The sequence below is a fragment of the Frigoribacterium sp. MCBA15_019 genome, assembly GCF_001864945.1.
Taxonomy (GTDB): domain Bacteria; phylum Actinomycetota; class Actinomycetes; order Actinomycetales; family Microbacteriaceae; genus Frigoribacterium.
The window spans coordinates 445,520-472,374 of sequence record NZ_MJGS01000001.1; the positions used below are offsets into that span (position 1 = coordinate 445,520).

At 71.2% G+C, this 26,855-nt stretch carries 24 protein-coding genes and 2 tRNA genes; 5 read left to right on the forward strand and 21 right to left on the reverse strand.

Translation table 11 applies throughout. The features are described from left to right. Positions 1-377: 377 nt before the first annotated feature. The 4 genes from BIV04_RS02135 to BIV04_RS02150 all read right to left on the reverse strand — a co-directional run bounded on the left by BIV04_RS02135 (position 378) and on the right by BIV04_RS02150 (position 3,332). Complete coding sequence (locus BIV04_RS02135) at positions 378-719, reverse strand: hypothetical protein (RefSeq protein ID WP_143048508.1); 342 nt, start codon at positions 717-719, stop codon at positions 378-380. Between the two features lie 188 nt (positions 720-907). After that, a tRNA-Ile gene (locus BIV04_RS02140) sits at positions 908-981 on the reverse strand. Between the two features lie 57 nt (positions 982-1,038). After that, on the reverse strand, positions 1,039-2,322 hold the full coding sequence (locus BIV04_RS02145) for a glycosyltransferase (RefSeq protein WP_255364115.1): 1,284 nt from the start codon (positions 2,320-2,322) through the stop codon (positions 1,039-1,041). A 95-nt stretch (positions 2,323-2,417) separates the two neighbouring features. Then, entirely contained in the window at positions 2,418-3,332 is a 915-nt protein-coding gene (locus tag BIV04_RS02150) for a DMT family transporter (protein WP_071254648.1), read from the reverse strand. Positions 3,333-3,373: 41 nt separating this feature from the next. On the opposite strand from BIV04_RS02150, the gene def reads away from it, so the two are divergent. Beyond that, complete coding sequence (gene def, locus BIV04_RS02155; RefSeq protein ID WP_071253740.1) at positions 3,374-3,940, forward strand: peptide deformylase; 567 nt, start codon at positions 3,374-3,376, stop codon at positions 3,938-3,940. 159 nt (positions 3,941-4,099) lie between these two features. Here the strand turns inward: def and BIV04_RS02160 are convergent. From BIV04_RS02160 to dusB, 10 genes are all read right to left on the reverse strand, one after another. Next, positions 4,100-4,172: transfer RNA gene (locus BIV04_RS02160), tRNA-Asn, on the reverse strand. A 114-nt stretch (positions 4,173-4,286) separates the two neighbouring features. After that, complete coding sequence (locus BIV04_RS02165) at positions 4,287-5,198, reverse strand: NAD(P)-dependent oxidoreductase (protein ID WP_071254651.1); 912 nt, start codon at positions 5,196-5,198, stop codon at positions 4,287-4,289. Positions 5,199-5,359: 161 nt separating this feature from the next. Further along, complete coding sequence (locus BIV04_RS02170; protein WP_143048509.1) at positions 5,360-6,259, reverse strand: ATP-binding cassette domain-containing protein; 900 nt, start codon at positions 6,257-6,259, stop codon at positions 5,360-5,362. A gap of 2 nt (positions 6,260-6,261) precedes the next feature. Further along, positions 6,262-8,004, reverse strand: a complete 1,743-nt coding sequence (locus BIV04_RS02175; RefSeq protein ID WP_083396062.1) for an ABC transporter ATP-binding protein — start codon at positions 8,002-8,004, stop codon at positions 6,262-6,264. After that, positions 8,001-9,014 carry an ABC transporter permease gene (locus tag BIV04_RS02180; RefSeq protein WP_071253744.1) on the reverse strand — a complete coding sequence of 338 codons (1,014 nt, stop codon included), beginning with the start codon at positions 9,012-9,014 and terminating at the stop codon, positions 8,001-8,003. Before BIV04_RS02180 ends, BIV04_RS02175 begins: the two co-directional genes overlap by 4 nt. Positions 9,015-9,016: 2 nt before the next feature. Further along, positions 9,017-10,111: an ABC transporter permease gene (locus BIV04_RS02185; RefSeq protein ID WP_055972446.1), complete on the reverse strand. Its 1,095-nt coding sequence runs from the start codon at positions 10,109-10,111 to the stop codon at positions 9,017-9,019. 158 nt (positions 10,112-10,269) lie between these two features. Continuing rightward, entirely contained in the window at positions 10,270-11,892 is a 1,623-nt protein-coding gene (locus tag BIV04_RS02190) for an ABC transporter substrate-binding protein (RefSeq protein WP_071253746.1), read from the reverse strand. A 229-nt stretch (positions 11,893-12,121) separates the two neighbouring features. After that, complete coding sequence (gene dnaG / locus BIV04_RS02195; protein ID WP_071253748.1) at positions 12,122-14,029, reverse strand: DNA primase; 1,908 nt, start codon at positions 14,027-14,029, stop codon at positions 12,122-12,124. A 114-nt stretch (positions 14,030-14,143) separates the two neighbouring features. Beyond that, a complete protein-coding gene (locus BIV04_RS02200; RefSeq protein WP_255364116.1) occupies positions 14,144-15,415 on the reverse strand; it encodes a deoxyguanosinetriphosphate triphosphohydrolase in 1,272 nt (423 codons plus the stop codon). Between the two features lie 47 nt (positions 15,416-15,462). Beyond that, positions 15,463-16,620, reverse strand: coding sequence for a tRNA dihydrouridine synthase DusB (gene dusB, locus BIV04_RS02205; protein ID WP_071253750.1), 1,158 nt, complete (start codon positions 16,618-16,620; stop codon positions 15,463-15,465). A gap of 15 nt (positions 16,621-16,635) precedes the next feature. On the opposite strand from dusB, the gene BIV04_RS02210 reads away from it, so the two are divergent. Beyond that, on the forward strand, positions 16,636-17,160 hold the full coding sequence (locus BIV04_RS02210) for an aminoacyl-tRNA deacylase (protein WP_083396063.1): 525 nt from the start codon (positions 16,636-16,638) through the stop codon (positions 17,158-17,160). Here the strand turns inward: BIV04_RS02210 and BIV04_RS16975 are convergent. The 4 genes from BIV04_RS16975 to BIV04_RS02225 all read right to left on the reverse strand — a co-directional run bounded on the left by BIV04_RS16975 (position 17,150) and on the right by BIV04_RS02225 (position 20,842). Continuing rightward, complete coding sequence (locus tag BIV04_RS16975; RefSeq protein ID WP_177174742.1) at positions 17,150-17,323, reverse strand: hypothetical protein; 174 nt, start codon at positions 17,321-17,323, stop codon at positions 17,150-17,152. The two genes, BIV04_RS02210 and BIV04_RS16975, sit on opposite strands and share 11 nt — an antisense overlap. Next, entirely contained in the window at positions 17,320-17,988 is a 669-nt protein-coding gene (locus BIV04_RS02215; RefSeq protein WP_255364117.1) for a DsbA family protein, read from the reverse strand. The genes BIV04_RS16975 and BIV04_RS02215 overlap by 4 nt, the downstream gene beginning before the upstream one ends. Positions 17,989-18,337: 349 nt before the next feature. Next, positions 18,338-19,723, reverse strand: a complete 1,386-nt coding sequence (locus BIV04_RS02220) for a glycine--tRNA ligase (RefSeq protein WP_071253752.1) — start codon at positions 19,721-19,723, stop codon at positions 18,338-18,340. 78 nt (positions 19,724-19,801) lie between these two features. Then, positions 19,802-20,842, reverse strand: coding sequence for an aminotransferase class V-fold PLP-dependent enzyme (locus tag BIV04_RS02225; protein ID WP_071253754.1), 1,041 nt, complete (start codon positions 20,840-20,842; stop codon positions 19,802-19,804). 81 nt (positions 20,843-20,923) lie between these two features. On the opposite strand from BIV04_RS02225, the gene BIV04_RS02230 reads away from it, so the two are divergent. Together BIV04_RS02230 and BIV04_RS02235 are read left to right on the forward strand one after the other, a co-directional pair. Then, positions 20,924-21,880 carry a LysR family transcriptional regulator gene (locus BIV04_RS02230; protein WP_071253757.1) on the forward strand — a complete coding sequence of 319 codons (957 nt, stop codon included), beginning with the start codon at positions 20,924-20,926 and terminating at the stop codon, positions 21,878-21,880. Positions 21,881-21,912: 32 nt separating this feature from the next. Then, positions 21,913-22,584 carry a hypothetical protein gene (locus BIV04_RS02235; protein ID WP_143048510.1) on the forward strand — a complete coding sequence of 224 codons (672 nt, stop codon included), beginning with the start codon at positions 21,913-21,915 and terminating at the stop codon, positions 22,582-22,584. Positions 22,585-22,595: 11 nt separating this feature from the next. On the opposite strand, the gene BIV04_RS02240 is transcribed toward BIV04_RS02235, so the two are convergent. Together BIV04_RS02240 and recO are read right to left on the reverse strand one after the other, a co-directional pair. Further along, positions 22,596-23,393, reverse strand: a complete 798-nt coding sequence (locus tag BIV04_RS02240; RefSeq protein WP_071253761.1) for an isoprenyl transferase — start codon at positions 23,391-23,393, stop codon at positions 22,596-22,598. After that, positions 23,390-24,133: a DNA repair protein RecO gene (gene recO, locus BIV04_RS02245; protein WP_071253763.1), complete on the reverse strand. Its 744-nt coding sequence runs from the start codon at positions 24,131-24,133 to the stop codon at positions 23,390-23,392. Before recO ends, BIV04_RS02240 begins: the two co-directional genes overlap by 4 nt. A gap of 34 nt (positions 24,134-24,167) precedes the next feature. Between recO and BIV04_RS02250 the strand changes: the two genes are divergently transcribed. After that, on the forward strand, positions 24,168-24,830 hold the full coding sequence (locus BIV04_RS02250) for a trimeric intracellular cation channel family protein (RefSeq protein WP_071253766.1): 663 nt from the start codon (positions 24,168-24,170) through the stop codon (positions 24,828-24,830). Between the two features lie 183 nt (positions 24,831-25,013). On the opposite strand, the gene leuA is transcribed toward BIV04_RS02250, so the two are convergent. Then, positions 25,014-26,774, reverse strand: coding sequence for a 2-isopropylmalate synthase (leuA, locus tag BIV04_RS02255; protein WP_071253768.1), 1,761 nt, complete (start codon positions 26,772-26,774; stop codon positions 25,014-25,016). Between the last annotated feature and the right edge of the window lie 81 nt (positions 26,775-26,855).

Here is a 26,855-nt window from a genome sequence, read left to right on the forward strand (position 1 = left end):
GCAACTCCGGACGGGTGCTGCACCGCCAACACCCTGGCCCGGAAACTCGGGCCCTGCGCCGGCCGGTGCCGCAGGAGACAGGAGTTACCGGCCCGTGTCGGCAACTCCGGACTCGCGCTGCACCGACAAAGCCCAGGCCCGGAAACACAGGACCCACGGCGACCGGTGCCACAGGAGACAGGAGTTGCCGACCACCCGACGGGGTCCGAAGCGGGAGGGGCCGGAGGGCTGGGGTGCGCGGGAGGGAAGGTCGTGCGGGAAGGACGGGTGAGGCTGGCGGGGGACGAGAGGCCGTGCGAGCCGGGCGGCCGTGCGGAGCGGAGGGCGGTCCGGCGGTGCGGGGGTCCGACGGCGCAGGGGTGCGGCGGGGGCGGCGGTCAGGCGAGGGGGGCGAGGCGCAGCCAGCGCTCCGCGACCTGCGCCTGCGAGACGGGTCCGTCGCCGTCGCGGTCGATCTGGGGCGAGTCGAACTCGACCCACCAGGTGCGGGCCGATCCGCCGATCGCCGACACACCTTGCCACGCGCTGCCGCCGGCCCGGACCACGATGCCGGTCGGGCCGTACGGGAACGGCGTCGCCGGGTCTTCGTCCGAGTCGAGCACGTACACCTGCGCCCCCACCCCCATGCGCGCCGGACCGGATCGACCCTCGTCGTCGGAGGAATCGCCGCCCCAGGCGTCGGGTTCGGGTTCCGGCCGTCGGGGCCGCTTGGTGAACATGGACGACATCGTGCCACGCACGGCGCGCACCACGCGACGACGCGGCCGCGCTCACAGCAGGCCCGGAGGCCCGTGCCCTGCGAGGGGCTGACCGAGCCGGCGCCGGCGGGGCAAGCCGTGTGCTTCGGCGCCCGCACGAGCCGGTAGGGCCGACAGGGCGGTGACGAATCGCGCCCGAAGACGCCGAGTAGGGCGGACGGGACTTGAACCCGTGACCGATCGATTATGAGTCGACTGCTCTAACCGGCTGAGCTACCGCCCCTCGCGACGGCCCATCGGTGCGAACCGGGGTCGGCCGGGGCGGTGCCGCGGTCGACCGTCAGTGCGCGCGGTCGGACGCCGCGTCGGTGGAGGGGACCACCGGCTGACCACGATACAGGCTCTCGAACACGCTCAGCGTGCGCTCGATGTCGTGCCCCTCGATCATCTTCAGGCTGGCCCGGCGCATGGCGAGGTACTCGTCGTCGGGTGCGGTCAGCACCGTCGTGAGCTTGTCGGCGAGGTCGCGGCTGTCACCCGGACGGAAGAGGTAGCCGTTCTCGCCCTCGTCGACCAGGTGCGGCAGGGCCATCGCGTCGGCCACCACGATCGGCAGGCCCGAGGCCATGGCCTCGAGGCTGGCGATGCTCTGCAGCTCGGCGATCGACGGCATCGCGAACACCGTCGACTCGGTGAGCGTGTGGCGCAACTCGTCGTCGGACAGGTACCCGACGAAGGTCACGACGTCGGCCAGACCCAGGTCACGGCTGGTCGCCTGCAGCTGCTTGAAGAGGTCGCCGCCACCGACGATCGTGAGCGTCGCACCGAGGGCCGGGTCGAGCAACGTCATGGCCTTGAGCAGCACGTCGATCTGCTTCTCGGCCGTGACCCGGCCGACGAACACGATGCGGTTCTCTTCGGGACGGGTGTCGAGGGCGGTGTAGTGGCCGGCCTCGATGCCGCACGAGACGGCGAGCACACCGGTGACCGCGACCGACTTCTCGAGGAACGTCGCGGCCTTCTGCGTGGGCGTCGTGATCGCCGCGGCCTTGCGGAACGTCTTGCTCGCGTCGTTCCACGCCATCTGGGTCGCCTTCGCCCGGAGGCCCTTGGGCAGGCCGGTGTGCTCGAGCAGGTTCTCGGGCATGAAGTGGTTCGTCGCGACGATGCGCACGCCCCGGCGCTCGGCGACCTGGGCCACGCCTCGGCCCATCACGATGTGCGACTGGATGTGCACGACGTCGGGGTGGATCTCGTCGAAGATCTTCTCGGCGTGCTCCTGCACCCGCCACGGGGTCGCGAAGCGCAACCAGTCGTGCAGCGGCCAGCGGGTCGAGTACAGCCGGTGGACGGTCAACGTGACGCCGCCGTGCTGCTCGAGGAAGGTGCCGTGGTGGCGGCTGGCCGCCGGCACCATGAGGTGCACGTCGTGGCCGCGCTGGGCCAGGCCCACGGCGAGCCGCTCGGTGAAGTTGGCAGCGCCGTTGACGTCGGGCGGGAACGTGTCGCCCGCGATCAGGACGGTCAGCCGGTCGGACGGCCCCGAGGAGGCGCGGGTCGCGTCGGCGTCCGACGTCGCGTCGTCGGGTCGGCCGGGTTCCGAGGGCGTCGGGGCAGGTGTCACGGGTCGTGGCGTCCTTCTCGTGCTCGGTGAGGTGTGCGTCGCGTCAGGCATCCGAACGGTCGGGAGACCGACGGACGAGACGACCCCACGGTAGCTCAGGCTCGGGTCTGGGGATGGTATTTGGCGAGTTGGAACACGCCGTAGACCGCGATCGCGGCTGCGATGACGAAGAAGACCCCGGCGATCGCGGGGGCGTTCTGCGCCTCGCCCAGCACGACGATGCCGATGCCGACCGCGATGAGCGGGTCGACGACGGTGAGGCCGGCGATGACGAGGTCGGGCGGCCCGGACGAGTAGGCGTTCTGCACGAAGTACCCGCCGAGCAGGCCCGCGGCGAGCAGGAAGACGATGCAGACGATCGTCAACCAGTCGAAGTTGCCGGCGAAGACGCGGTTGAGGACGACCTTCGCGAGGGTGGCGACGAAGCCGTAGAGCACTCCCGCCGCGATGATGTAGAACAGCGCGCTGCGGCGGCGACGCAGCAGGGCGAAGGCGACGCCCAGCACGGCTCCGACGACGGCGAGGACGACGAGCACGGTGACGAGTTGCCGGGTCGTGATCTCGGGTTCGATGGCCGTGAAGGCCGCCACGGTGACGAAGAGCCCGACCCCGCCGACGCAGAAGAGGATCGCCCGTTTGGCGCGACGGTCGAGCCGTCGCCCGGTGGACCGGGAGTTGAGGACCGCCGTGATCACGAGCGCCACCGCACCGAGCGGCTGCACGACGAGCAACGGGGCGATGCGCAGGCTGGTCAGCTGGAACAGGATCGCGAGGCCGAGCATCAGCGTGCCCAGCACCCACGAGGGGCGGCCGACCAGGGCGAGCACCTGGCGCACGTTCATGCCGCTCTTGGCCGCACCGATCCGCCGCTCGACCTTGGCGACGCCCTGGTGTTGCAGCTGCGCACCGATCGAGAGGAACACGGCGCCGATCAGGGCGATGGGGATACCGAGCGCCTGGTAGGGGGTCAGGGATACCTGCTGGGTGAGCTCCCCGATGTCCGTCGTCACGGCGTCCACGCTAGCGCCGTGGCGCTGGATAGTCTGGACGAATGGCCGTTCGACCCATTTCCATCACGGGTGACCCCGTGCTCCACTCCCCCGCCTCCGAGGTGACCGCCGTCGACGACGAGCTGCGCGCGCTCGTCGCCGACATGTTCGAGACGATGGACGCCGCCCCGGGCGTCGGCCTCGCGGGCCCTCAGGTGGGCGTCGGCAAGCGCCTGTTCGTCTTTTCGTGGACCGACGACGACGGCGAGCTGTGGCGGGGCGTCGCGATCAACCCGACGCTCTGGCAGAGCCCGCTCTCGATCGAGCCGCTCGACGACGACTCCGAGTCCGAGGGCTGCCTGTCGCTGCCGGGCGAGAGGTTCCCGCTGCGCCGCGCCGACGGCGTCGTGCTGCGGGCCACCGACCTCGACGGCGACGAGGTCGAGATCGAGGCCTGGGGCTGGCTCGCCCGCATCTTCCAGCACGAGTACGACCACCTCGACGGCATCCTCTACGCGGACCGGCTCGAGCACCCGTTCCACAAGGCGGCCGCCAAGGCCGTCCGCAAGAAGGGCTGGGGCCAGCCGGGCAGCACCTGGTTGCCGGGCGTCGACCACCTCGAGGACTGACCTCGGACCGAGCCGACCCGAGACGAAGGAGGCGCGTCCTGCGAACCGCAGGACGCGCCTCCGTCGCGTTCGGCCCTGGGACGGAACGGGCGAGAGAAGAAAGCCTGCGACGGACCGGGAAAGAGAAAAGGCCCAGAGGGTGGAGCCTCTGGGCCTTCGCTCCCCGAGTTGGACTCGAACCAACAACCTGCCGGTTAACAGCCGGCTGCTCTGCCAATTGAGCTATCGAGGAATGGCAACCGCCCCGGACTTTCGTCCGTGACAGCGGATACAACTCTAGCAAAGATCTGAGGCCCCGACGGACCACGGTGGCGAGGCGGCGCGTCGGACGCCTGCGACCCCGACGTCAGTACCCGTCGTGCGGGTCGACGACCCCGACGAACTCGCCGTCGCCGAGGAACGCCCGGACGTTGTGCCGGATGCGTTCGGCCAGCAACGGGGCCGTCATCTCGGGGGTGTCCGCCTGGTGCGGCGTGACGATGACGCGCGGCTCGCCGAAGAGCGGGTGACCGTCGGGGAGCGGCTCGGGCGTCGTGACGTCGACCCCGGCTCCCCAGAGGCGCTCGGCGCGGACCGCGTCGACCAGGGCGTCCGTGTCGACCAAGCTGCCCCGCGCGACGTTCACGAGCACGGCCGTCTCGGGCAGCAGGGCGAGCCGACGGGCGTCGAGGAGGCCCGACGTGCCGGGCGTGGCCGCAGCGGCGAGGACGAGGACGTCGGCGGTGGGCAGCACCTCGTCCAGGCGTTCGACGGGGAGCGTGCGGTCGGCCCCGGGCACGGGCTCGATCGACCGGCGCACGATCGTCACGCGGACGTCGAACGGGGCCAGGAGGCGCATCAACTCGATCGCGATGCCGCCGGCGCCGACGACGACGACGTGCCGACCGTAGAGCGAGCGGCCCTGCTGTTCGGTGGCCCAGGACGTCGCGCGCACACGCTGGGGCACGACCCTCAGCAACGACAGCACCAGCATGAGGGCGTGTTCGGCCACGGGCTCGGCGAACGCCCCCTTGGCGCTGGTCCAGAGCGGCAGCGGGCGATCGGAGCGCGCGGCGATGACCTCGGCGAAGGCGTCGACCCCGGCGTAGGGCAGCTGCACCCACTCGACGCCCGGGTTCTCGTCCAGGGCCCGCGCGAGGCCGTCGGGGTCGCGGTACGAGAGCCAGACCAGTCCACGGGTGTCCGGGCCGAGCGGGACGATCTCCGCTCCCCCGGCGCGCACGGCGTCGACGAAGACCGGGGTCGGGCGGGGGGCCACCGAGACGGCGCCCGGGGTCGGGCGACGCCCCGGCGCGAGGACGGGGCCCGGGGTGACGACCGCACGGTGGCCGCGCGCGCCTCCTGGGCTCGTCTCGCGGGCGTCGTCCGCCGCGGCGGGGGCGTCGTCCGCAAGGGCGGGGCCGGAGGCCGGCTCGGTGGTCACGGCGCCTGGTCGCCGCGGCGCTCGGCGTCGGGGTCGAGGGGACGCCCGGACTCGCGTTCTTCGGGGCGGATGATGTCGATCGGCGTGGTCTGCGAGAGCACCTTGACGTACGGGTCGATGCCGGTCCGGAGCACGTCGTCGATGTCGCCCAGCCCGACCAGACGACCGCCCCGCATGACGGCGACTCGGTCGGTGATCGCCCGCGCCTCGGCGACCGACGAGGTGACCACGAGCGCCGAGAACTGACGCCCTTCGTGCAGGTTCTTGATCACGTCGAGGACGGCCTGGCGGACGAGCACGTCGACGCCGCGAGCGGGCTCGTCGGCGATCAGCAGGGGCGGCTCGAGGACGAGGCTGCGCGCCAGGGCGACGCGCTGGCGCTGACCCGAGCTGAGCTCCCAGGTCTGCTTGAGCATGGTGCCGAGCGGCAGGTGCACGCCGTCGACGAGCGTGGCGACGATGCGCCCGGCCTCGGTGCGGTCGAACTTCCGGTCGCGCAGGTAGATCGGCTCGGCGATGGCCTCGCCGACGGTCAGGTCGGGGCTCAGCCGCTCGCCGTCGTCCTGCGCCAGGTAGCCGACCATGGCCGAGAGCCGGTCGCGCCGTCGGCCCGAGAGCTTGCCGACGTCCTGGCCGAAGACGCGCGCGGTACCGCCGACCAGACGCGGGCGCCCCTCGTCGACGCGTCCCGTGCCGGTCAGTCCGGCCAGGGCCATCGCGAGCGTCGACTTGCCCGAGCCGCTCTCGCCGAGCACGGCGACGATCTCTCCCGGCTCGACCCGCAGGGTCACACCGTCGACGGCTCGCACGGCCGGGTGGCCCGCCCGCGCCGGGTAGAGCAACGACAGGTCGTCGGTGACGACCGGCTGGTCGAGGTCGAGCTCGCGACCCGACACCGTCAGGCCGCCCCGTCGGTGGCGGTGCCGAGGGCGGCGTCGTCCGCCGCCCGGCGGTCCAGGGCGGCCAACCGCTCACGACGCGAGGCCTGCTCGATCGGATCGGGCACCGGCAACGACGCCAGCAGGCGCTGCGTGTAGGGGTGCTCGGGTGCGCCGAGGACCTGGTCGTTCGGTCCGCTCTCGATCAGGTCACCGTGGAACAGCACGCCGATCCGGTCGGCCAGCATGTTGACGACGGCGAGGTCGTGACTGATGAAGAGGGCGGCGAAGCCCAGCTGTGCCTGCAGCTCGGTGAAGAGCTCGAGCACACGGGCCTGCACCGACACGTCGAGGGCGCTGGTGGGCTCGTCCGCGATCAGCAACGTCGGGTCGAGGGCGAGCGACCGGGCGAGGCTCGCCCGCTGGCGCTGCCCGCCACTGAGCTCGTGGGGGTAGCGGTCGGCGAACGACTTCGGCAGCTGCACCGCCTCGAGCAGTTCGTCCACACGCGGACGGGCGGCCCGGGCGTCCTTCGCACGACCGTGCACGATGAGCGGCTCGGCCACGCACTCGGCGATCGTCAGCAGCGGGTTGAAGCTCGACGCGGGGTCCTGGAAGACGAAGCCGATGTCGGCGCGCTTCGGCTTGAAGTCACGCTCGTGCACCCCGTTCATCTCGATGCCGAGCACCTCGAGCGACCCGCCGGTGACCTTCGTCAGCCCGGCGATGGCCCGCCCGATCGTGGTCTTGCCCGAACCGCTCTCGCCGACCAGGCCGAGGACCTCGCCGCGGGCGATCGTGAAGTCGACGCCCTTGACGGCCCGGAAGCCGCCGCGGCCGAGGCGGCCCGGGTACTCGATCTCGAGTCCGCGGGCGCGGACGACGACCTCGCTGTCGGCGGGCTGCTCCTGTTGCGTGTGACCGCGGGCCTCGAGCTTCGGCACCGAGCCGAGGAGGCGCTTGGTGTAGTCGTCCTGCGGGTTCGCGAACAGCTCGACGGCCGGGGCCTGCTCGACGACCTTGCCGAGGTACATGACCGCGACCCGGTCGGCGAGGTCGGCGACGACGCCCATGTTGTGCGTGATCAGGACGATGGCCGTGCCGAACTCGTCGCGGCAGCGGCGCAGCAGGTCGAGGATCTCGGCCTGCACGGTCACGTCGAGGGCCGTGGTGGGCTCGTCCGCGACGATCACCGACGGGTCGAGCACGAGCGCCATCGCGATGACCACGCGCTGCTTCTGCCCGCCCGAGAACTGGTGCGGGTAGTAGTCCACGCGGGTCTCGGGGTCGGGGATGCCCACGCGACGCAGGATGTCGATCGCCTTGACCCGCGCCTCCTTGCGTCCGACCTTGCCGTGGGCCCGCAGGCCCTCGGCGATCTGCCAGCCCACCGTGTAGACGGGGTTGAGCGCGGTCGACGGCTCCTGGAAGACCATGGCGACGTCGGTGCCGCGCAGCTCGCGGACCTTCTTCGGGCCGACCTCGAGGACGTTCTGCCCCGAGAGCAGCACCGCACCGGTGGCGACCGCCGTCTCGGGCAACAGGCCCAGGATCGTCTTGGCGGTTACGGTCTTGCCGCTGCCGGACTCGCCGACGATCGCCAGCACCTCGCCGGCGCGGACGTCGAGCGTGACGCCCTGCACGGCGGCGACGTCGCCACCGTCGGTCGCGAAGGTCACCTCGAGGTCGGTGATGCCGACGGCGACGGGGCGCTCGTCGCGCGGAGCCGCCGGTCGGCCGGTCGTGGTCGTGTCGGCGGTCATGCGGTCACCTCGTCGTTCGTCGTGGTCGGGGCCTGCTCGGCACCTCGGGTGGCCTTCGTCTTGCGCTTCGCGCGACGGCGGGTCCGGAGGCGCGGGTCGGCCAGGTCGTTCAGGCTCTCGCCCATCAGCGTGATGCCGAGCACCATCAGCACGATCGCCGCACCGGGGAACACGCCGGTCCACCAGATGCCGCTGGCCGTGTCGGACAGGGCGCGGTTCAGGTCGTAGCCCCACTCGGCGGCCGCGGTCGGGCCGATGCCGAAGCCCAGGAAGCCGAGGGCCGCCAGGGTCAGGATCGCCTCGGACGCGTTGAGCGTGAGGATCAGGGGCAGGCTGCGCGTGGCGTTGCGCAGGACGTGCTTGAACATGATGCGGCCCGTGCTGCTGCCGTTCACCTTGGCGGACTCGACGAACGCCTCGGCCTTGAGCCTCGTGGCCTCGGCGCGGACGACCCGGAAGTACTGCGGGACGTAGACCACGGTGATCGAGATGCCCGCCGAGACGATGCCGCCCCAGAGGCTCGACTGGCCGCCGCTGATGACGATCGAGACGACGATGGCGAGCAGCAGCGACGGGAACGCGTAGACCGCGTCGGCGATGACGACGAGCACCCGGTCGAGCCACCCGCCGAGGTAGCCCGAGATCAGGCCCAGCGTCACGCCGATCGTGATCGACAGCACCACGGCCACGATGACCACGGCCACGGCGGTGCGGGTGCCCCACATGACACGGCTGAACACGTCGTAGCCGCCGACCGTGGTGCCCCACAGGTGCTCGGCCGAGGGCGGCGCCTGGCGCGGGAAGGCCTCGGTGGCACCGCGCAGCTGGCCGAAGCCGTAGGGGGCGATGAGCGGGGCGAAGATCGCCAGCAGCACGAACACGGCGACGATGACGACGCCGGTCAGCAGCATGCCGCGCTGCAGTCCCACCGAGCGGCGGATCTGGGCGACGACGGGGAGGCGCTTGTAGAGGGGTTCGCGGCGGTCGGCCGCGACGGCTGCATCGGTCATGGTCAGTACCTCACGCGGGGGTCGATCAGGGCGGCGATCACGTCGACCACGAAGTTGGTCACGGCGACGATCACGGCGAGCACGGCGACGATGCCCTGCACGGCGATGAAGTCGCGGGCCGACAGGTACTGCTGCAGCTGGAAGCCGAGCCCGCGCCAGCCGAAGGTCGTCTCGGTCAGCACCGAGCCGCCGAGCAGCATCGCGATCTGGAGGCCCATGACGGTGATGATCGGGATGAGGGCGGGCTTGAGCGCATGCGCCCGGACGAGCCGGAACTCGCTGACGCCCCGCGACCGGGCCGCGTCGACGTACTCGGACCCGAGCGTGCCGATGACGTTGGTGCGCACGAGGCGCAGGAAGATGCCGGCGGTCAGGACGCCGAGCGCGAGGGCGGGCAGCACGGCGTGCGAGAGGACGTCGACGATGATCGTCGAGTTGCCGGTGCGCAGGGCGTCCACGATGTAGATGCCCGTGGGGTTGTCGATGCGACCCAGCGCGATCGCGACGCGCGTGCTGGCACGACCGCCGAGGGGCAGCCAGCCGAGCCAGACCGAGAAGGTCAGCTTGAGCAGCAGGCCGGCGAAGAAGACCGGGGTCGCGTAGGCCAGGATCGCCAGCACGCGCAGGATGGCGTCGGGCCAGCGGTCGCGGACGTAGGCGGCGAGCATGCCGAGGGGGATGCCCAGCACGAGCGCGACGATCAACGCGTAGAAGACGAGCTCGATGGTGGCGCTGCCGTACTGGAGCAGGATGCCGCTGATCTCGCGGTTGTCGGTCGCGGTGGTGCCGAAGTCGCCCCGGACGATCTGGCCGAGGTACTCGAGGTACTGGACGATCACCGGGCGGTCGTAGCCGGCGGCGGCGAGACGCTCCTGCAGCTGCGCCTCGGTGAGACGGCCGCCGACGGAGGCCGTGATCGGGTTGCCGACCACGCGCATCAGGAAGAACACGAGCGTGACGAGGATGAACACGGTGGGCACGATCAGGATCGCGCGGATCACGATGTAGCGTCCGAGGCCGCCGCCCCCGGAACTTCGGGACTTCCCGGGGCTGGAGGTGGGCGGCGCCGTGAGGGAGCCGTCGGTGATCAGGGTCACGTCGTTGGGCCTTTCGATGGTGTGGTGCCGGTCGCAGACCGGAGGGGGCGCCCCGCGGTGTCGCGGGTCGCCCCCTCGGCGTACGGCCGTGGTGCGGAGTCCCCCGGCCCCCGAGACCGACCGGCGGACCGGCGGGGCTCAGGAGACGGGGAGGCGCGTCAGCGGCTCAGCGCACCGTAACGGAACTTGAACGACGCGTCGAGCGTGTCGTCCACGCCCTTCACGTCGGACTGCGAGACGACGACCTGCGTGCCCTGCAACAGCGGCAGCGTCGGCAGGTCGGCCGCGACGGCGTCCTGGATCTGGCCGATGGTCGCCTCACGGGCCGAGGCGTCCTGCTCGCCGATCTCCTGCGTCAGCAGACCCTGGACGGTCGGGCTGTCGTAGTGGTTGCCGACGAAGTTGTCCGCGCTGAAGAACGGCGTCAGGTAGTTGTCGGCGTCCGAGAAGTCCGGGAACCAACCCAGCTGGTACACGGGGTAGGCGTCCTCGCGGCGCTCGGTGCTGTAGGTGTCCCAGAGGGTCGACTGCAGGTTCACGGTGAACAGGCCGCTCGCCTCGAGCTGCGACTTGATCAGTGCGTACTCTTCGTCGCTCGACGCACCGTAGTGGTCGGGGCTGTACTGCAGGTCGATCGACACCGGGGTGCTGACGCCGGCGGCCGACAGGGCCGCGGCGGCCTTGTCGACGTCGGGGCCGCCCTGGCCGTCGCCGTAGAGGCTCTCGAGGGGCTTGGTCGCGCCGGTCAGGCCGTCGGGGACGACCGAGTAGAGCGGCGTGTAGGTGTCGTTGTAGACGTCCTTGGCGAGGGCGGCACGGTCGACCGTGTCGGCCACCGACTGACGCACGGCCAGGGCCTTGGCCGGGTCGGCGTCGGGCTGCGTGGCGCCGTAGGGCATGGTGTTGAAGTTGAACACCAGGTAGCGGATCTCGCCGCCGGGGCCGTTGTGCACGGTGAGTGCGTCGTCCTTGGCCAGGTCGGCCAGGTCGGTCGGGCTCAGGCTGCGGTTCGCGACGTCGACGTCGCCGTTCTGGACGGCGAGCTTCAGGTCGGTCTCTTCGGTGTAGTACGTCGCCGTGACCGAGTCGGTCTTCGGAGCACCGAGCACGCCGTCGTAGGCGTCGTTCGCCGCGTAGGCGATCGTCTCGTTCTGCGAGTAGTCGGTGATCGTGTACTGGCCCGAGAAGGCGTTGCCCTTGACGATGTCGTCGGCGTCGGTCAGCCCGGTGGCCGAGAAGACGTCCTCGTCGACGATGGGCCCGGCGGGGCTCGAGAGCACCTGGGGCCAGGTCTGGTCGGCCGACTTGAGCGTGAAGACGACGGTCGTGTCGTCCGGGGCGTCGGTGCTCGCCAGGTTGCCGAGCAACGACGACGGGCCGTTGGGGTCGGCGATGGCCAGCTGGCGGTCGAAGCTGAACTTGACGTCGCTCGAGGTGAGCGCGTTGCCGTTCGCGAAGGTCAGTCCGTCCTTCAGCTTGACCGTGTACTCGGTCGGGCTGGTGAAGTCGGCGGACTCGGCCAGGTCGGGCTCGACGTCGGGGCTGCCGTACGGGGCGTTCGTCAGGAAGCCGAACACCTGGTTCTGCACGGCGAACGAGCCGTTGTCGTACGAACCGGCCGGGTCGAGCGACGTGATGACGTCGGTCGTGCCGATGCTGAGACCGTCGAGGGCGTCGGTCGCGTCACCACCGGAGGCGCAGCCCGAGAGGACGAGTGCGGTGGCAGCGGCGCCACCGACGACGGCGAGAGCGCGTCGGGCGAGCGTGGAGTCGGATGTCATATCCGGTTACCTCTTTCTCTGTGTGCAAGGAGCCCCGGGCCGTGCTGTGGACGCGGCCGTTTCAGGGAACGTCCATTGGTAACACACACGTGAGCCTGAGACGGACTCATCGCGCAACTGTTTACAGGCCCGCAACGAACCCTTGCCAGCTGGTCCGGTCGGGCCCGCTGGTGGGCGCACGCGATGTATGCGCGTTCAGAAACCGAGACCGGAGACACGGCCGACGGCGTCACTCTTGACGGATGGACCGGCGCTCGGCCTCCACCGCGGCGATGCGCACCTGGATCTCGCGCCAGCGTTCGGGCTCGGACTTCACGTCGGTGCGGAAGGACTGCCCGAGCAGTTCGGACTTCTCACGGATCAGGTCGCGTTCGACGATCGAGACGACGATGCCGCGACAGTAGGTCGTGATCTCGCGCCCCTCACGCTCGGGGATGGGGGCGACGGCGAGCTCTTTGGCGAGGGCGTCGAACGGCGACGGGGTCTGGCCGAGGACGACGTCGAGCCAGTCGGCCGAGTCGAAGCGGTCGAGGCTCGCCCCGATCGCGTCGCGGACGACCGCCAGGGCGCTGTTCTCGATGCGTGCCCGGGCCGCCCGCTGCATGAGCTCGAAGCCGACCGTCGCCGGGTGCTGCAGCATCGCCATGAGCGCGTCGCGCTCGGTCCGGGTGGTCAGGTCGCCCGGCAGCGTCAGCAGGCTCGGGCCGGCCGGTTCGTCGGGCACCGGCGGCAGGCTCGTGATCGACTGCCGGCCGTCGGTGACGCTCTTGGGCTGCGACCGCTCGAGCGCGTTCTGGGCCGAGGAGGCGCGACCTGCGTCGTCGACGGACCGCGCCACGTCGGCCGGGTCGAGCCCCAGCCAACCCGCCAGCGACCGCACGTAGCCCTGCGTCATCGACCGGTCACGGATGCCGGCCACCACCGGGGAGGCCGCCCGGAGCGCCGACACGCGACCCTCGACCGTCTCGAGGTCGTGCCCGTCGATGAGCCGACGGATCATGAACTCGAACATCGGACGTTTGGTCGAGATCAGCCGACGCACGGCGTCGTCGCCACGGTTCAGCCTGAGGTCGCACGGGTCGAGCCCGTCGGGAGCGACGGCGACGAAGGTCTGTGCGGCGAACCGCTGCTCTTCGGCGAACGCGCGGGACGCCGCCTTCTGGCCCGCCTCGTCGGGGTCGAAGGTGAACACCACCTCGCCGCCGGTCGACGTGTCGGCCCCGCTGACGTCACCGAGCATCGGACGCAGCAGCTTGATGTGGTCGACGCCGAACGACGTCCCGCACGTCGCCACGGCCGTCGTCACCCCGGCCAGGTGGCACGCCATGACATCGGTGTAGCCCTCGACGATGACGACCTGCTTGCCCTTCGAGATGTCACGACGGGCCAGGTCGAGCCCGTAGAGCACCTGGGACTTGTGGTAGATCGGCGTCTCGGGGGTGTTGAGGTACTTCGGGCCCTTGTCGTCCTCGAGCAGTCGACGGGCGCCGAACCCGATGGTCGACCCCGTGACGTCGCGGATCGGCCACACGAGCCGCCCCCGGAAGCGGTCGTAGGGGCTGCGGTCGCCCTGGCTCAGCAGCCCCGCGGTGACGAGTTCTTCGTCGCGGTAGCCGAGCCCCTTGAGGTGAGACCGCAGGGCGTCGAACGATTTCGGAGCGAAGCCGACGCCGAACCTCTCGGCCGCGGCCGGGTCGAAACCCCGTTCGCCGAGGAAGCGCCGGGCGGGCTCGGCGTCGGCGGCCGTCAGGTGGTCCACGAAGAACTCGCGGGCGGCCTCGTTCGCAGAGATCAGTCGCGCCCGGTTGCCGTGGTCGCTGGCCTGACCGCCGTCTTCGTAGTGCAGCTCGAAGCCGATGCGCGCCGCCATGCGCTCGACCGCCTCTTGGAAGGTCGTGTGGTCGGTCTTCATCACGAAGCTGAAGACATCGCCGTCCTCACCGCAGCCGAAGCAGTGGTATCGACCCACCTGGGGCCGCACGTGGAAGCTCGGGCTGCGCTCGTCGTGGAACGGGCAGAGGCCCTTGAGCGACCCCACGCCGGCACCCTTGAGCGTGACGTGGTCGCCGACGATGTCGGCGATGTTGGTGCGCGACCGGACCTCGTCGATGTCGTTGCGTTTGATCAGGCCGGGCACGTGTCGATTCTAGATCGCGCCACCGACCGCACCGACCCGGTGGGCCGACCGCGGGAGGACGAGGAGGCGCGGTGGGGCTGGGGAGGACCCGCGCCTCCTCGGGGGGGGTCGCCCCTAGCGGCCGGCGGTCAGCCGGTCATGCCAGGCCATGGCGCTCTGGTCGGTCAGCGAGGCGACCTGGTCGACCACGACCCGACGCCTCGCGGCGTCGTCGTCGGCCGAGGCCCAGTCGGCCGCGAAGCCCCGGTCGAGTTCGGAAGGGCCCGCCTGCCAGAGGGCGTCGGCGAGGCCGGTGAGCACCTCGCGCTGCCGCAGGTAGATCGGCTGCCGGTCGTCACTCGTCATGACGAAGGCCGCGACGATGCCCTTGAGCACGGCGATCTCGCCGATCACGTCGGGGGCGACCACGACCGAAGCCCCGAAGCGCATCAGGGCGTCACCGGGATACGAGTCGCGGGTCGCCTGCGTGGCCGAGCCGGCGAACCGGCCGATCAGCTGGCTCGTGAGGTTCTTGAGGCGGGCCTGCGCGAACCGGCTGCCGTCGTACGACTCGAGCCAGAACGGCAGTGCCTGCAACCGGTCGAAGGCCTCGGTCAGCTCGTCGCGGCTGAGCTCGCCGCCGACCCACGCGTGCATGGCCGTGACGAGCGAGTCGTGGTCGACCCGGGCCCCCAGGGCCGCGACGTCGACGTACCCGTTGACGACGGCGTCCTCGAAGTCGTGGACGGAGTACGCGATGTCGTCGCTGAGGTCCATCACCTGGGCCTCGACGCACCGTCGCCGTCGCGGGGCGCCCCGGCGCAGCCACTCGAAGGCGGCCGTGTCGTCGTCGTAGAAGCCGAACTTCATCCGACCGCCCGGGTCCGGGATGCCCTGGGCTGCCGGCCACGGGTACTTGCAACTGGCGTCGAGGCTCGCGCGGGTCAGGTTCAGCCCGAAACTCCGCCCGGTCGCGTCGATCACCTTCGGTTCGATGCGGGTCAGCAGCCGGAGGGTCTGCGCGTTGCCCTCGAAGCCGCCGATGTCGGACGACCACTCGTTCAGGGCCCGCTCGCCGTTGTGCCCGAACGGCGGGTGGCCGAGGTCGTGCGCGAGGCAGGCCGTGTCGACGACGTCGGGGTCGAGGCCCAGGCTCGTCGCGAGCTCACGACCGACCTGCGCGACCTCGAGCGAGTGCGTCAGCCGGTTGCGGGCGAAGTCGAGGCCGGCGGTCGGACTCAGCACCTGCGTCTTCGCCGCCAGGCGACGCAGCGCACTCGAGTGCAACAGACGGGCCCGATCGCGGGCGAAGTCGCTGCGCCGGTTGGAGTGCTGCTCGGGCAACCAACGCTCGGAGTCGGCGGGGTCGTACCCGGGGGCAGCACTCGGCAGGGCTTCGGTGGACACCGGGGCCTCTCGGTCGGGACGGGAAGGGATGTCGCGGACGGGCGTGCCTAGCCGCCGCTGTGGTGCAGTTCGGCGGCGGCGAGCTCGGCCTTGAAGGCCTCGTCGAGGTCTCGGCTCTCGAGCCACCGGTCGGGCAGGGCAGGACGCTTGGGGCTGCCGGCACGACCCCGCGGCCCCTCGGCCGCCTCGCCCGGGTACTGCTCGTCGGGGTCCATCGTGGCGAGCAGGTCGTCGATCTGCTGCAACGAGTCGGCCAGCGCGAGAGCCGCCCGGACCTCACCGCCCACGGGGTAGCCCTTGAAGTACCAGGCGACGTGCTTGCGCATGTCTCGGCAGGCCCGCCCCTCGTCGCCCGACCAGAACTCGACCATGAGCTCGGCGTGACGGCGGAAGGCGCGGCCCACCTCGCCGAGGGTCGGCTCGGCCTTGAGGTCTTCACCGCGGAAAGCCGCGGCGAGGTCACCGAACAACCACGGGCGGCCGAGGCAGCCCCGGCCGACGACCACGCCGTCGCAGCCGGTCTCGTCGACCATGCGCAGCGCGTCGGCCGCCGACCAGATGTCGCCGTTGCCGAGGACCGGCACGTCGGTGATCGTCTGCTTCAGGGTCGCGATGGCCGACCAGTCGGCGGTGCCCGAGTAGAAGTCGGCCGCCGTGCGCGCGTGCAAGGCGATGCTCGCCACGCCTGCGCCCTGCGCGGCACGACCGGCTTCGAGGTAGGTGAGGTGGTCGTCGTCGATGCCCTTGCGCATTTTGACGGTCACCGGGATGTCACCGGCGGCCTTGACCGCACCCTCGACGATCTCGCGGAAGAGGCCGATCTTCCAGGGGAGGGCCGAACCGCCGCCCTTGCGGGTGACCTTGGGGACCGGGCAGCCGAAGTTGAGGTCGATGTGGTCGGCGCGGTCCTCGGCGACGAGCAGGGTGACCGCCTCGGCCACCGTGTTGGGCTCGACGCCGTAGAGCTGGATGCTGCGGGGGGTCTCTGACTCGTGGTGCTGGATGAGGCGCATCGACTCGGGCGTGCGCTCGACCAGCGCCCGGCTCGTGATCATCTCGCTGACGTAGAGGCCGGCACCGTACTCGCGGCAGAGGCGACGGTAGGCCGTGTTGGTGATGCCGGCCATGGGGGCGAGCACGACCGGCGAGGCCACGTCGATCGGACCGATCGAGAGGCCGCGCGAGGGCAGGGTGGTGGTGGACATCGTTACGATTCTCCCATGAGCGACGGCGGGCTGACGAGTGGTGTGGACGACGCGGACGTCGGGGTCGACCCGGGGCGGGTCGACGGCACGGGGCGGGTGCGCACGGACGCGGCGGCACACGGTCTCGCGGTCGAGATCGTGGCGCGTCCGGCGGCCGACTCGCTCGAGGCCGCTGCGGCGTCGCTCGGACTGCAGCCCTCCGACATCGTGAAGAGCCTGGTGGTCAAGCGGCACGACGGCTCGTTCTTGTTCGCGCTCGTCCCGGGCGAGCGGCAGATCTCGTGGGCGAAGCTCCGAGCGGTCGTCGGCGTCAACAAGCTGTCGATGCCGAGCGCGGACGTCGCCCTCGAAGCCACCGGGTACGAGCGGGGCACGATCACTCCCCTGGGCAGCTCGACCGCGTGGCCGGTCGTCGCGGACTCCCGCATCGTGGGGAGGCGCGTCGCCCTGGGTGCCGGAGCCCACGGCTTCAGCGCCTTCGTCGAGGCCGACGACCTGATCGCCGGGTACGACGCGACCGTGGCCGACATCAGCGACTGACGCCGCGCCTCCCGGGCTCGTCGTCCGAGGTCCGGTCGGAGGACGCACGGGCGGTGCTCGGCGGGACGACGAGGCAGGAGTCGCCCTCGCAGGCGGCGGCGTCCGGTGCGCCGAGCATGGTGAAGGGCACGGACGGCGTCCCGACCTCGACGGGCTCGGTCATCGGGCCACCTCGGAGGCGACCTGCTCGAGAGCCTGCACGAAGGTCTCGGGAGCCTGCGCGCCCGAGATTCCGTACTTGCCGTCGAGGACGAAGAACGGGACTCCGGTGATGCCGAAGGCCTGCGCCTGGGCCTGGTCGGCCCGCACGTCGTCGAGGTGACGTCCGGTCGCGAGGGCCTCGCGCGCCTCCTGCTCGTCGAGGCCGACCTCGCCGGCCAGCGCGACGAGATCGTCCACGCGGCCCACATGGCGGCCCTCCTCGAAGTAGGCGTGGAGGAGGCGCTCCTTCATCTCGGTCTGACGACCGTTCGCCTTCGCGAAGTGCAGCAGCTCGTGCGCCTTGACCGTGTTGGTGTGCTGCAGGTGTTCGAAGTCGTAGGCGAGGCCGACCTCGGACGCGATGCCGGCGACGGTGTCGAGCATGCCGCGGACCTGGTCGGCGGGCATGCCTTTGTGCTTCGAGAGGAAGTCGACCTCGTCACCCTCGAAGTCGACCGGGGTGTCGGGAGAGAGCTCGAACGAGTGGTACTCGACCTCGACGGGGCCGTCGAAGCGTCGCACGGCCTCCTCGAACTTGCGCTTGCCGATGAAGCACCACGGGCAGGCGATGTCGGACCAGATGTCGACCTTGACGGTCGCGGACGGGATGGCGGAGTCTGCGGTCACGGCAGGCCCAACTCGCGCCCGGGCCTTCCCATTCCCGGCGCCCCTCGCGCGTCGCCCCGTCGCCCCGTCGCCCCGTCGCCCCGGCGCCCCGTCGCGCTTCGCCCCGTCGCCCCGGCGCCCCCTCGCGCGTCGCCCTCACCCGCCTGCCCCTGTAGGCAACTCCTGCCTCCCGCGTCGGCCCGGTGCGGCGAGCCGCCAGTTCCTGCGGCCCCGCGGCCCGAGCACGCGCGGCAGGCAGGAGTTGCAGACACGTGACGGAACGACGTGGGGCCGACGCACGACGAGAGACGGGCCCTCGTCGTGCAGCGGGTGCACGAGGAGGGCCCGTCGGGGGCGTCGATCCGTACGCCTACGCGCCGAGCAGCTGCTCGGCCAGGTAGGCCCGCAGCCCGGCCAGCGGGATGCGCTGCTGGGCCATGGTGTCGCGCTCGCGCACGGTCACGGCGTCGTCCTCGAGCGAGTCGAAGTCGACGGTGACGCAGAACGGCGTGCCGATCTCGTCCTGGCGGCGGTAGCGGCGGCCGATGGCCCCCGCGTCGTCGAAGTCGATGTTCCAGTACTTGCGGAGGTCCGAGGCGAGCCCCCGGGCCATGGGCGACAGCTGCTCGTTGCGGCTGAGCGGCAGGACGGCGACCTTGATCGGGGCCAGGCGCCGGTCGAGCTTCAGGACGGTGCGCTTGTCGACGCCGCCCTTGGCGTTCGGTGCCTCGTCTTCGGTGTACGCGTCGACGAGGAACGCCATGAGCGAGCGGGTCAGGCCGGCCGCGGGCTCGATGACGTAAGGCGTCCAGCGCTCGTTCTTGGCCTGGTCGAAGTAGGTCAGGTCCTTGCCCGAGGCGGCGGCGTGGGTCTTGAGGTCGTAGTCGGTGCGGTTCGCGATGCCTTCGAGTTCGCCGAACTCGCCGCCGGCGAAGCGGAAGCGGTACTCGATGTCGACGGTGCGCTTCGAGTAGTGCGAGAGCTTCTCGGCGGCGTGCTCGTAGAGGCGCAGGTTGTCGGGGTCGATGCCGAGGTCGACGTACCACTGGAACCGCTGGTCGATCCAGTACTGGTGCCACTCTTCGTCGGTGCCGGGCTCGACGAAGAACTCCATCTCCATCTGCTCGAACTCGCGCGTGCGGAAGATGAAGTTGCCGGGCGTGATCTCGTTGCGGAAGCTCTTGCCGATCTGGCCGATGCCGAACGGGGGCTTGATGCGCGACGACTGCAGGATGTTGTCGAAGTTGGTGAAGATGCCCTGCGCGGTCTCGGGTCGCAGGTAGGCCATGCCCTGCTCGTTGTCGACCGGACCGAGGAAGGTCTTGAGCAGGCCCGAGAAGTTCTGCGGTTCGGTCCACGAGCCGGGCTGCCCGGTGTCGGGGTCGCGGACGTCGGCCAGGCCGTTCTCGGGCGGGTGGCCGTGCTTGGCCTCGTACGCCTCGAGCAGGTGATCGGCGCGGTAGCGCTTGTGGGTGTGCAGCGACTCGACCAGCGGGTCGCTGAAGACCTCGACGTGGCCCGAGGCCTCCCACACCTGACGCGGCAGGATGACCGCCGAGTCGAGGCCGACGACGTCGTCGCGGCCCTGCACCATGGTCTGCCACCACTGGCGCTTGATGTTCTCCTTCAGGGCGACGCCGAGGGGCCCGTAGTCCCAGGCCGAGCGCGAACCGCCGTAGATCTCTCCCGACTGGAAGACGAAGCCGCGGCGCTTGGCCAAGGCGATGACGGAATCGAGACGGTTGGGTGCTGCCACGTGTGATGCTCCGATGAGTTGAGGCCCGAGCTGGGTGCCCGGTCGGTCGAGGTACCCGGCAACTCTAGCGGCGGTGCGTCACCGGCCGAGCGCGGCGGCGACGGCCTCGACGTCGCTCTCGTCGTTCCAGAGGTGGAACGCCACGCGGACGCGACCGGCGCGCCCCGACACCACGAGACCGGCGTCGCCGAGGAGGCGCTGGTCGCGTCCGTCGGGATCGGCCCAGGTCACGATCGCGCGGCCCTGCGCCTCGATCCCGAGCCGCGAGCAGAGGGCGTCGCCCGTCCCGGCGGCGTGCGCCCAGGTCTCGTCGGCGTCGAGCCCGGCGAACGTTCGGAGCGCGGGCAGCGCCCCGGCCCAGGCCTGCCAGGCGGGCGAGACGTCGAAGGCGCGGGCGTCCGCGGCGAGCCGCATCTCGGGGCCGTAGCACGAGCCCCACACGTCGTCGCCGGCGTACCAGCCGGCCTGTGCGGGCACCATGACGCGCTGCAGCCGCTCCCCCAGGGTGAGGAACGCCACGCCCCGCGGGCAGCACAACCACTTGTAGGCGTGCGTGACGCTGGCGTCGTACCGCGAGGCGTCGACGGGTCGCACGCCGGCGGCCTGGGTCAGGTCGCACAGCGTCAGTGACCCGTGACGGGCCGCCGCGGCGACGATGGCCGCGTCGTCGGCGACCTCGCCCGTGGCGGACTGGACCGCCGACCAGGCCACGAGGTGCGTGTCGGGCCCGACGGAGCCGGCCACCTCGTCGAGCGGGACGCTCCGCACCCGGACGCCCCGCGCCTCCTGCACCACGAAGGGGTAGACGATCGAGCTGAAGTCGCCCGTGGGCACGAGCACCTCGGCACCGTCCGGGACCGAGGCCGCGATCACCGCGACCATCGCCGACGTCTGGGACGCGATGGCGACGCGGCCGACGTCGACCCGGGCCAGCCGGGCGAAGGCCGCGCGCGCCTCCTCGACGACGGCGCCGTAGGCGACGGGACCGGCCTGACCGGACGACCACCGGTCGAGGTCGGCTCGCACGGCCTCGACCGTCGACCGCATCGGCAGGCCCATGGTGCAGGCCGCGAGGTAGCCCGGGGCGGGGACGAAGAGGTCGGGACGGGGCTCGGTCATGCCCTCAGGCTCCTCCCGTCGAGATCGCAGGACAACCGCCAGTGTCTGAGGTCATCCATCACCCCGGCTTATGATTCGAGCATGACCGACGATCTCGACCTCGCGTCACTGCGTGTCGTCCGTGCCGTTGCGGACACCGGCACGATCACGGCGGCCGCCGCCCAGCTCGGCTACAGCCAACCCGCCGTCAGCCAGCAACTCCGGCGGGCCGAACGCCAGGTCGGTCAGCCGCTCGTGCTGCGTGCGGGACGCGGCGTCGCCCTGACCGAGGCCGGGCAGAGGCTCGCGGCCCACGCCGTCCACGTGCAGGCGGCCCTCGACGCCGCCCGGCAGGACCTCGACGCCCTGGGCGGCGTCGCCACGGGCCGCGTCACGCTGGCCGGTTTCCCCAGCGCATCGTCCACGATCGTCCCCGACGTGCTGTCACGCCTGCGCGACCGGCACCCCGGCCTGACGGTCGACTACGTCGAGGCGGAACCCCCGGAGGCGCTGGCACGACTCCGGGACGGCTCGGCGGACGTCGCGGTCACCTTCCGCCACGGCGCCGAATCCGGGGGCGAACGCGACCTCGACGGGCTGCTGCACCGCGCCTCCTTCGTCGATCGCACGGTGCTGGTCCTGCCGACGGCGCACCCGTTCGCCCGCGGCGACGACTTCGCCGGCCTGGCGGACGAGAGGTGGATCGGCGGCTGCCCGCGCTGCCGAGGCCATCTGCTCGCGACCTGCGCCGCGTCCGGGTTCGAGCCCGAGATCGTGCTCGAGACGGACAACGCCCTGGCCGTGCTCGGTCTCGTCGCGGCGGGGCTCGGCGTCGCGCTGCTGCCGGGGCTGTCGTTGGTGTCGGCCGCCGTGCCTCCCGGGGTGCGCGTGGTCGGCCTGGACGAGGGCCTCGCCCGGGTGGTGCACGTCGTCCACGGGCGCGGCGGCGACCGCGTACCGAGCGTGCGTGCGGTCCTGGACGCCTTCGAGCAGGTGGACGGCGACGCGCTGGGCCTCGTGCCGGTCCGACGGGGCGAGCCGTCGGTGGCGCCGCGTTAGGCTGGTCCGACGAACCAGGAGAGGTGCAGGTCGTGCGCAGAAGACTGACCGTCGGCATCGCCGTCTCGGTGCTGGCCCTCGTCGGGCTGACCGGCTGCTTCCCGAGCCTGGACGACCTCACGCCCGTCGGTGCGGACGGGTCGGCGGCGACCTCGGGCCCGGGCGCCAGCGGCGCGCCGCAACCCCAGGTGACCGGCGCCCCCGGCACCGGAGGCGGCGGGGGGTCGCAACCCGACGCCCTCGCCCCCGGCGGCACGCTGCTCGGCCAGGTCAACTACAAGGACCTCACCATCTACGTCTACGGCGTCGGCGAGCTGACGACCACGGCACCCTCGATCTACGCCCGCCCCGACGGCACCGACCCCTACCCGGCGGGCACCGACGTCGAGGTCACGGCCTACGTCCTGACGAACAACTCGCAGCGTCGGCTCGACCTGACCGACCTGAGCGCCGACTACTCGTCGTACGGCAACGACCTCGCCACGCAGGACGTCTTCGCCGGGCAGGACCTGTTGACCCAGATGGGTTACGAGACCTCGCTCGAGTCGAAGTTCCCGGCCGACAGCGCGAACTGGTACCTGCTGCCCGGCGAGTCGACCGTCTTCGCCAACGCCTGGTTCCACCGGGCGAGCGACGGCCCGCTGACGCTGCAGTTCCTGTGGCCGGCCGAGCGGATCTTCCTGGGCGCGAACATCCAGTTCTGACGGGCGTCCGATCAGGCCGGGGTCGGGGTGTCCACCGCTCCCCCGAATCGTCGGGTGCGCGAGGCGTACGTCTCGACGGCCTCCCACAGGTCGGTGCGGGTGAAGTCGGGCCACAGCCGATCCAGGAACACCATCTCGGCGTAGGCGGACTGCCAGAGCATGAAGTTGCTCGTGCGCTGCTCGCCCGAACTGCGCACGAACAGGTCGACGTCGGGCAGCTCGGGAGCGTACAACCGCTTCTGGATCAGCTTCTCACCGACGGCCGAGGGCTTGAGTCGCCCGGCCGCGACGTCGTCGGCGATCGACCGCACCGCGTCGGCGATCTCGGTCCGCCCGCCGTAGTTGACGCACATCGTCAGCGTCAGGACGTCGTTGCCCTTCGTCAGCTCTTCGGCGAACTGAAGCTCGTTGATGACCGACCCCCACAGCCGCGGTTTGCGCCCGGCCCAGCGGACCCGCACTCCCCAGGCGTTCAGCTGGTCGCGACGGCGGTGCAGCACGTCACGGTTGAAGCCCATCAGGAATCGCACCTCGTCGGGCGAGCGCTTCCAGTTCTCGGTCGAGAACGCGTAGACGCTCAGGTGCTTGACGCCGATCTGGATCGCCCCGGCGACCACGTCGAGCAGCGACATCTCACCCGCCTTGTGCCCTTCGACGCGGGTGAGCCCACGCCCGTTGGCCCAGCGCCCGTTGCCGTCCATGACGATCGCGACGTGCTCGGGCACGGCGCCCCTCGGCATCGCCGGCGGGTGGACGCCGGTCCAGTCGAGCGGGCGGAAGTCGGCGGCGTCGCGGTGGGTCTTCTTCACGGTCTCTCTTTTCCGGGCACCCGGTCGACGTGCTGCAGCGATCGCAGTCCCCGTTCGAGGTGCCACTGCGTGTAGGCGGCGACGACGCCGCTCGCCTGGTTGCGGGTCGCGTCGGGCGCGTCCTCGGCGTGGCCCCAGTCCCCCGTGAGCAGCGCGCCCAACAGGGCCAGCGCCTCCTGCGTCAACCGCGGAGCGCCGGGAGGCGCGTGCGAGTCGGCCACCACGCCACCCAGCTGCACGACGAAGGCCGAGTGCGGCCCGGGTGCACCGGTGACGGCGCAGTCGCCGAAGCTCGGCGACCAGCCCGCGATGCTGAGCGCACGCAGGAGGTACGAATCGAGCGTGAGCTGGGGGGCGTGCTCGTGGCGCGCGAGCGAGCGGAGGGCCCCGACGAGCAGGAGGTACTGCTGCAGACCCGCCTCGGCCTCGGTCAGCTTGTCGGCCGTCTCGACCATCACGCTGCCGGCCGTGTAGCTCTCGTAGTCGGCCGCGATCACGGCACCGTACGAGCCGAGCGACTCGGCCTGCTGCACGATGTCGAGCGAACGGCCCTCGTAGAGCTGCAGGTCGGCGACCATCATCGGCTCGAGGCGCGCGCCGAACTTCGAGGCCGTCCGTCGGACGCCCTTGGCCACGGCTCGGATCTTGCCGTGGTTGCGACTGAGCATCGTGAGGATGCGGTCGGCCTCACCCAGCTTGTGGGTGCGCAACACGACGCATTCATCACGGTAGACGGGCACCGACCAAGCATCGCACGCGTGGTACAAACGTCAGGTGCACGCCACAGCCTTCGCCGTACCCCTGTGGGTGGACCTCCTCGCCGTCGGCATCGGCAGCCTGCAGGGGGCGATGTTCGCCTCCGAGTACAAGGACCGCCGTCTCGACCTGCTCGGCATCGCCATCATCGGCATCGCCACGGGACTCGGCGGCGGCGTGCTGCGCGACGTCCTGCTCGGCGAGGTGCCCCGGGCCATGACGAGCAACTGGTACCTGCTCGTCGCCGTCGCGGCCGCGATCGTCGGCATGGCTCTGCAACGGGTCTTCACCCGCCTGGCCGGGGTCATCACCGTGCTCGACGCGCTGACGATCGGCCTGCTCGGCGCGATCGGGTCGACCAAGGCGCTCTCGCTCGGACTGCCCGAGATCCCCGCCGTGTTCGTCGGGGTCATCGCCGCCGTCGGCGGCTCGGTGCTCCGCGACCTGCTGATGAACCTCACCATCGCGATGATGCACGTGGGGTCGCTCTACGCCGTGGCGGCGGCCGGGGGCACCGTCGTGCTGGTCGTGGCCGTGTCGCTCGGGGCACCCGTGGCCGTCTCCGCCATCGCGGGCACGTCGATCACGCTGGTCATCCGCATGCTGGCGGTCCGGTTCGGCTGGACCCTGCCCGAGCAGCGCGCCCTCAGCCGGCTCCCCCGCTGGCGTCGGCCCCGCTGACGTCGGGCGCACCGCCCGTGTCGGCAACTCCTGCTCCCTGCGCCAGCGGACCCCGACACGCCGCACACCCGCACCCGCGCACAACCGCAGGCAGGATTTACCGACACCTCTGGCGGCACGACGACGCCCCCGGCGCCGAGGGCACCGGGGGCGGGTCGAGACCGGCGGGTCGGGGCAGGCCGACTAGACCGAGGCGAGCTCGCGCACGTCGGTCGTCGTGCGGATGGCGCGGTTCACGGCCGAGACGATGGCCTTGAGCGAGGCCGTCGAGATGTCGGCGTCGATGCCGACGCCCCAGAGCCGGGTGCCGTCGACGTCGAGCTCGACGTAGGCAGCGGCCTGCGCGTCGCCCGACGCGCTGAGGGTGTGCTCGACGTAGTCGTACAGCTTGACCTGGACGCCCTGCTCGGCGAGCACGGCGATGAACGCCGCGATGGGCCCGGTGCCTCGGGCCGAGGTCGACTCGACGGTCTCGCCGACCCGCAGGTCGACGTCGAGCACGGTCTCGCCCGACATGTCGCTCGAGGTGCTCGTCCGGGTCAGCTCGAAGCGACCCCACTTGTCGTCGGCCTCGTCGGCGGGCAGGTACTCGTCCTGGAAGATCGACCAGATGTGGGCGCTCGTCATCTCGCCGCCCTCTTCGTCGGTGCGTGACTGGACGACGCCGCTGAACTCGATCTGCAGCTTGCGCGGCAGGTCGATCGCGTGGTCGGCCTTGAGCAGGTAGGCCACGCCGCCCTTGCCCGACTGCGAGTTGACACGGATGACCGCCTCGTAGCTGCGTCCCAGGTCTTTGGGGTCGACCGGCAGGTACGGCACCGCCCACTCGAGGGCGTCGACGTCGACGCCGCGCGATGCCGCGGTGGCGGCCATGGCCTCGAAGCCCTTCTTGATGGCGTCCTGGTGCGAACCGGAGAACGCCGTGTAGACGAGGTCGCCGGCCCACGGGCTGCGCTCGTGCACGGGCAGCTGGTTGCAGTGCTCGGCCGTGCGCTTGACCATGTCGAGGTCGCTGAAGTCGATCTGCGGGTCGATGCCCTGAGTGAACAGGTTGATGCCCAGCGCGACGAGGTCGACGTTGCCGGTCCGCTCGCCGTTGCCGAAGAGGCAGCCCTCGATGCGGTCGGCGCCGGCCAGGTAGCCCAGCTCGGCGGCGGCGATGCCGGTGCCCCGGTCGTTGTGAGGGTGCAGCGACAGGATGACGCTGTCGCGACGGGCCAGGTGACGGTGCATCCACTCGATCGAGTCGGCGTAGACGTTGGGGGTCGCCATCTCGACGGTCGCCGGCAGGTTGACGATCACGGGACGCTCGGGCGTCGCGTCGAAGGCCTCGATCACCTGGTTGCAGATGTCGAGCGCGAAGTCGAGCTCGGTGCCGGTGTAGCTCTCGGGCGAGTACTCGTAGAAGACGGCCGTCTCGGGGATGGTCTTCTCGGCCTCGAGGCACAGCCGGACGCCCTCGAGCGCGATGTCGACGATGCCCTGACGGTCGGTGCGGAACACGACGTCGCGCTGCAGCACGCTCGTCGAGTTGTACAGGTGCACGATGGCCTGCTTGGCGCCGGCGATCGACTCGTAGGTGCGCGCGATCAGGTGCTCGCGCGCCTGGGTCAGCACCTGGATCGTCACGTCGTCCGGGATGGCGCCCTCGTCGATGAGGCTGCGCACGAAGTCGAAGTCGGTCTGCGAGGCGCTCGGGAAGCCGACCTCGATCTCTTTGTAGCCCATGCCGACCAGCAGGTCGAACATGATGCGCTTGCGCTCGGGGCTCATCGGGTCGATCAGCGCCTGGTTGCCGTCGCGCAGGTCGACGGCGCACCAGCGCGGTGCCTCGGTGATGCGCTTCGAGGGCCAGGTGCGGTCGGGCAGGTCGACCGCGATCTGCTCGTGGAAGGGCCGGTACTTGTGGATCGGCATGGCCGACGGCTGCTGTGCGTTCTTCATGTCCTGTGGTCTCTCTCGCCCTCGAGGGGCTGCTCTTCGCGGGGGTGTCGGCCGACGACGAACTCCGCGACGAGGGGGGCC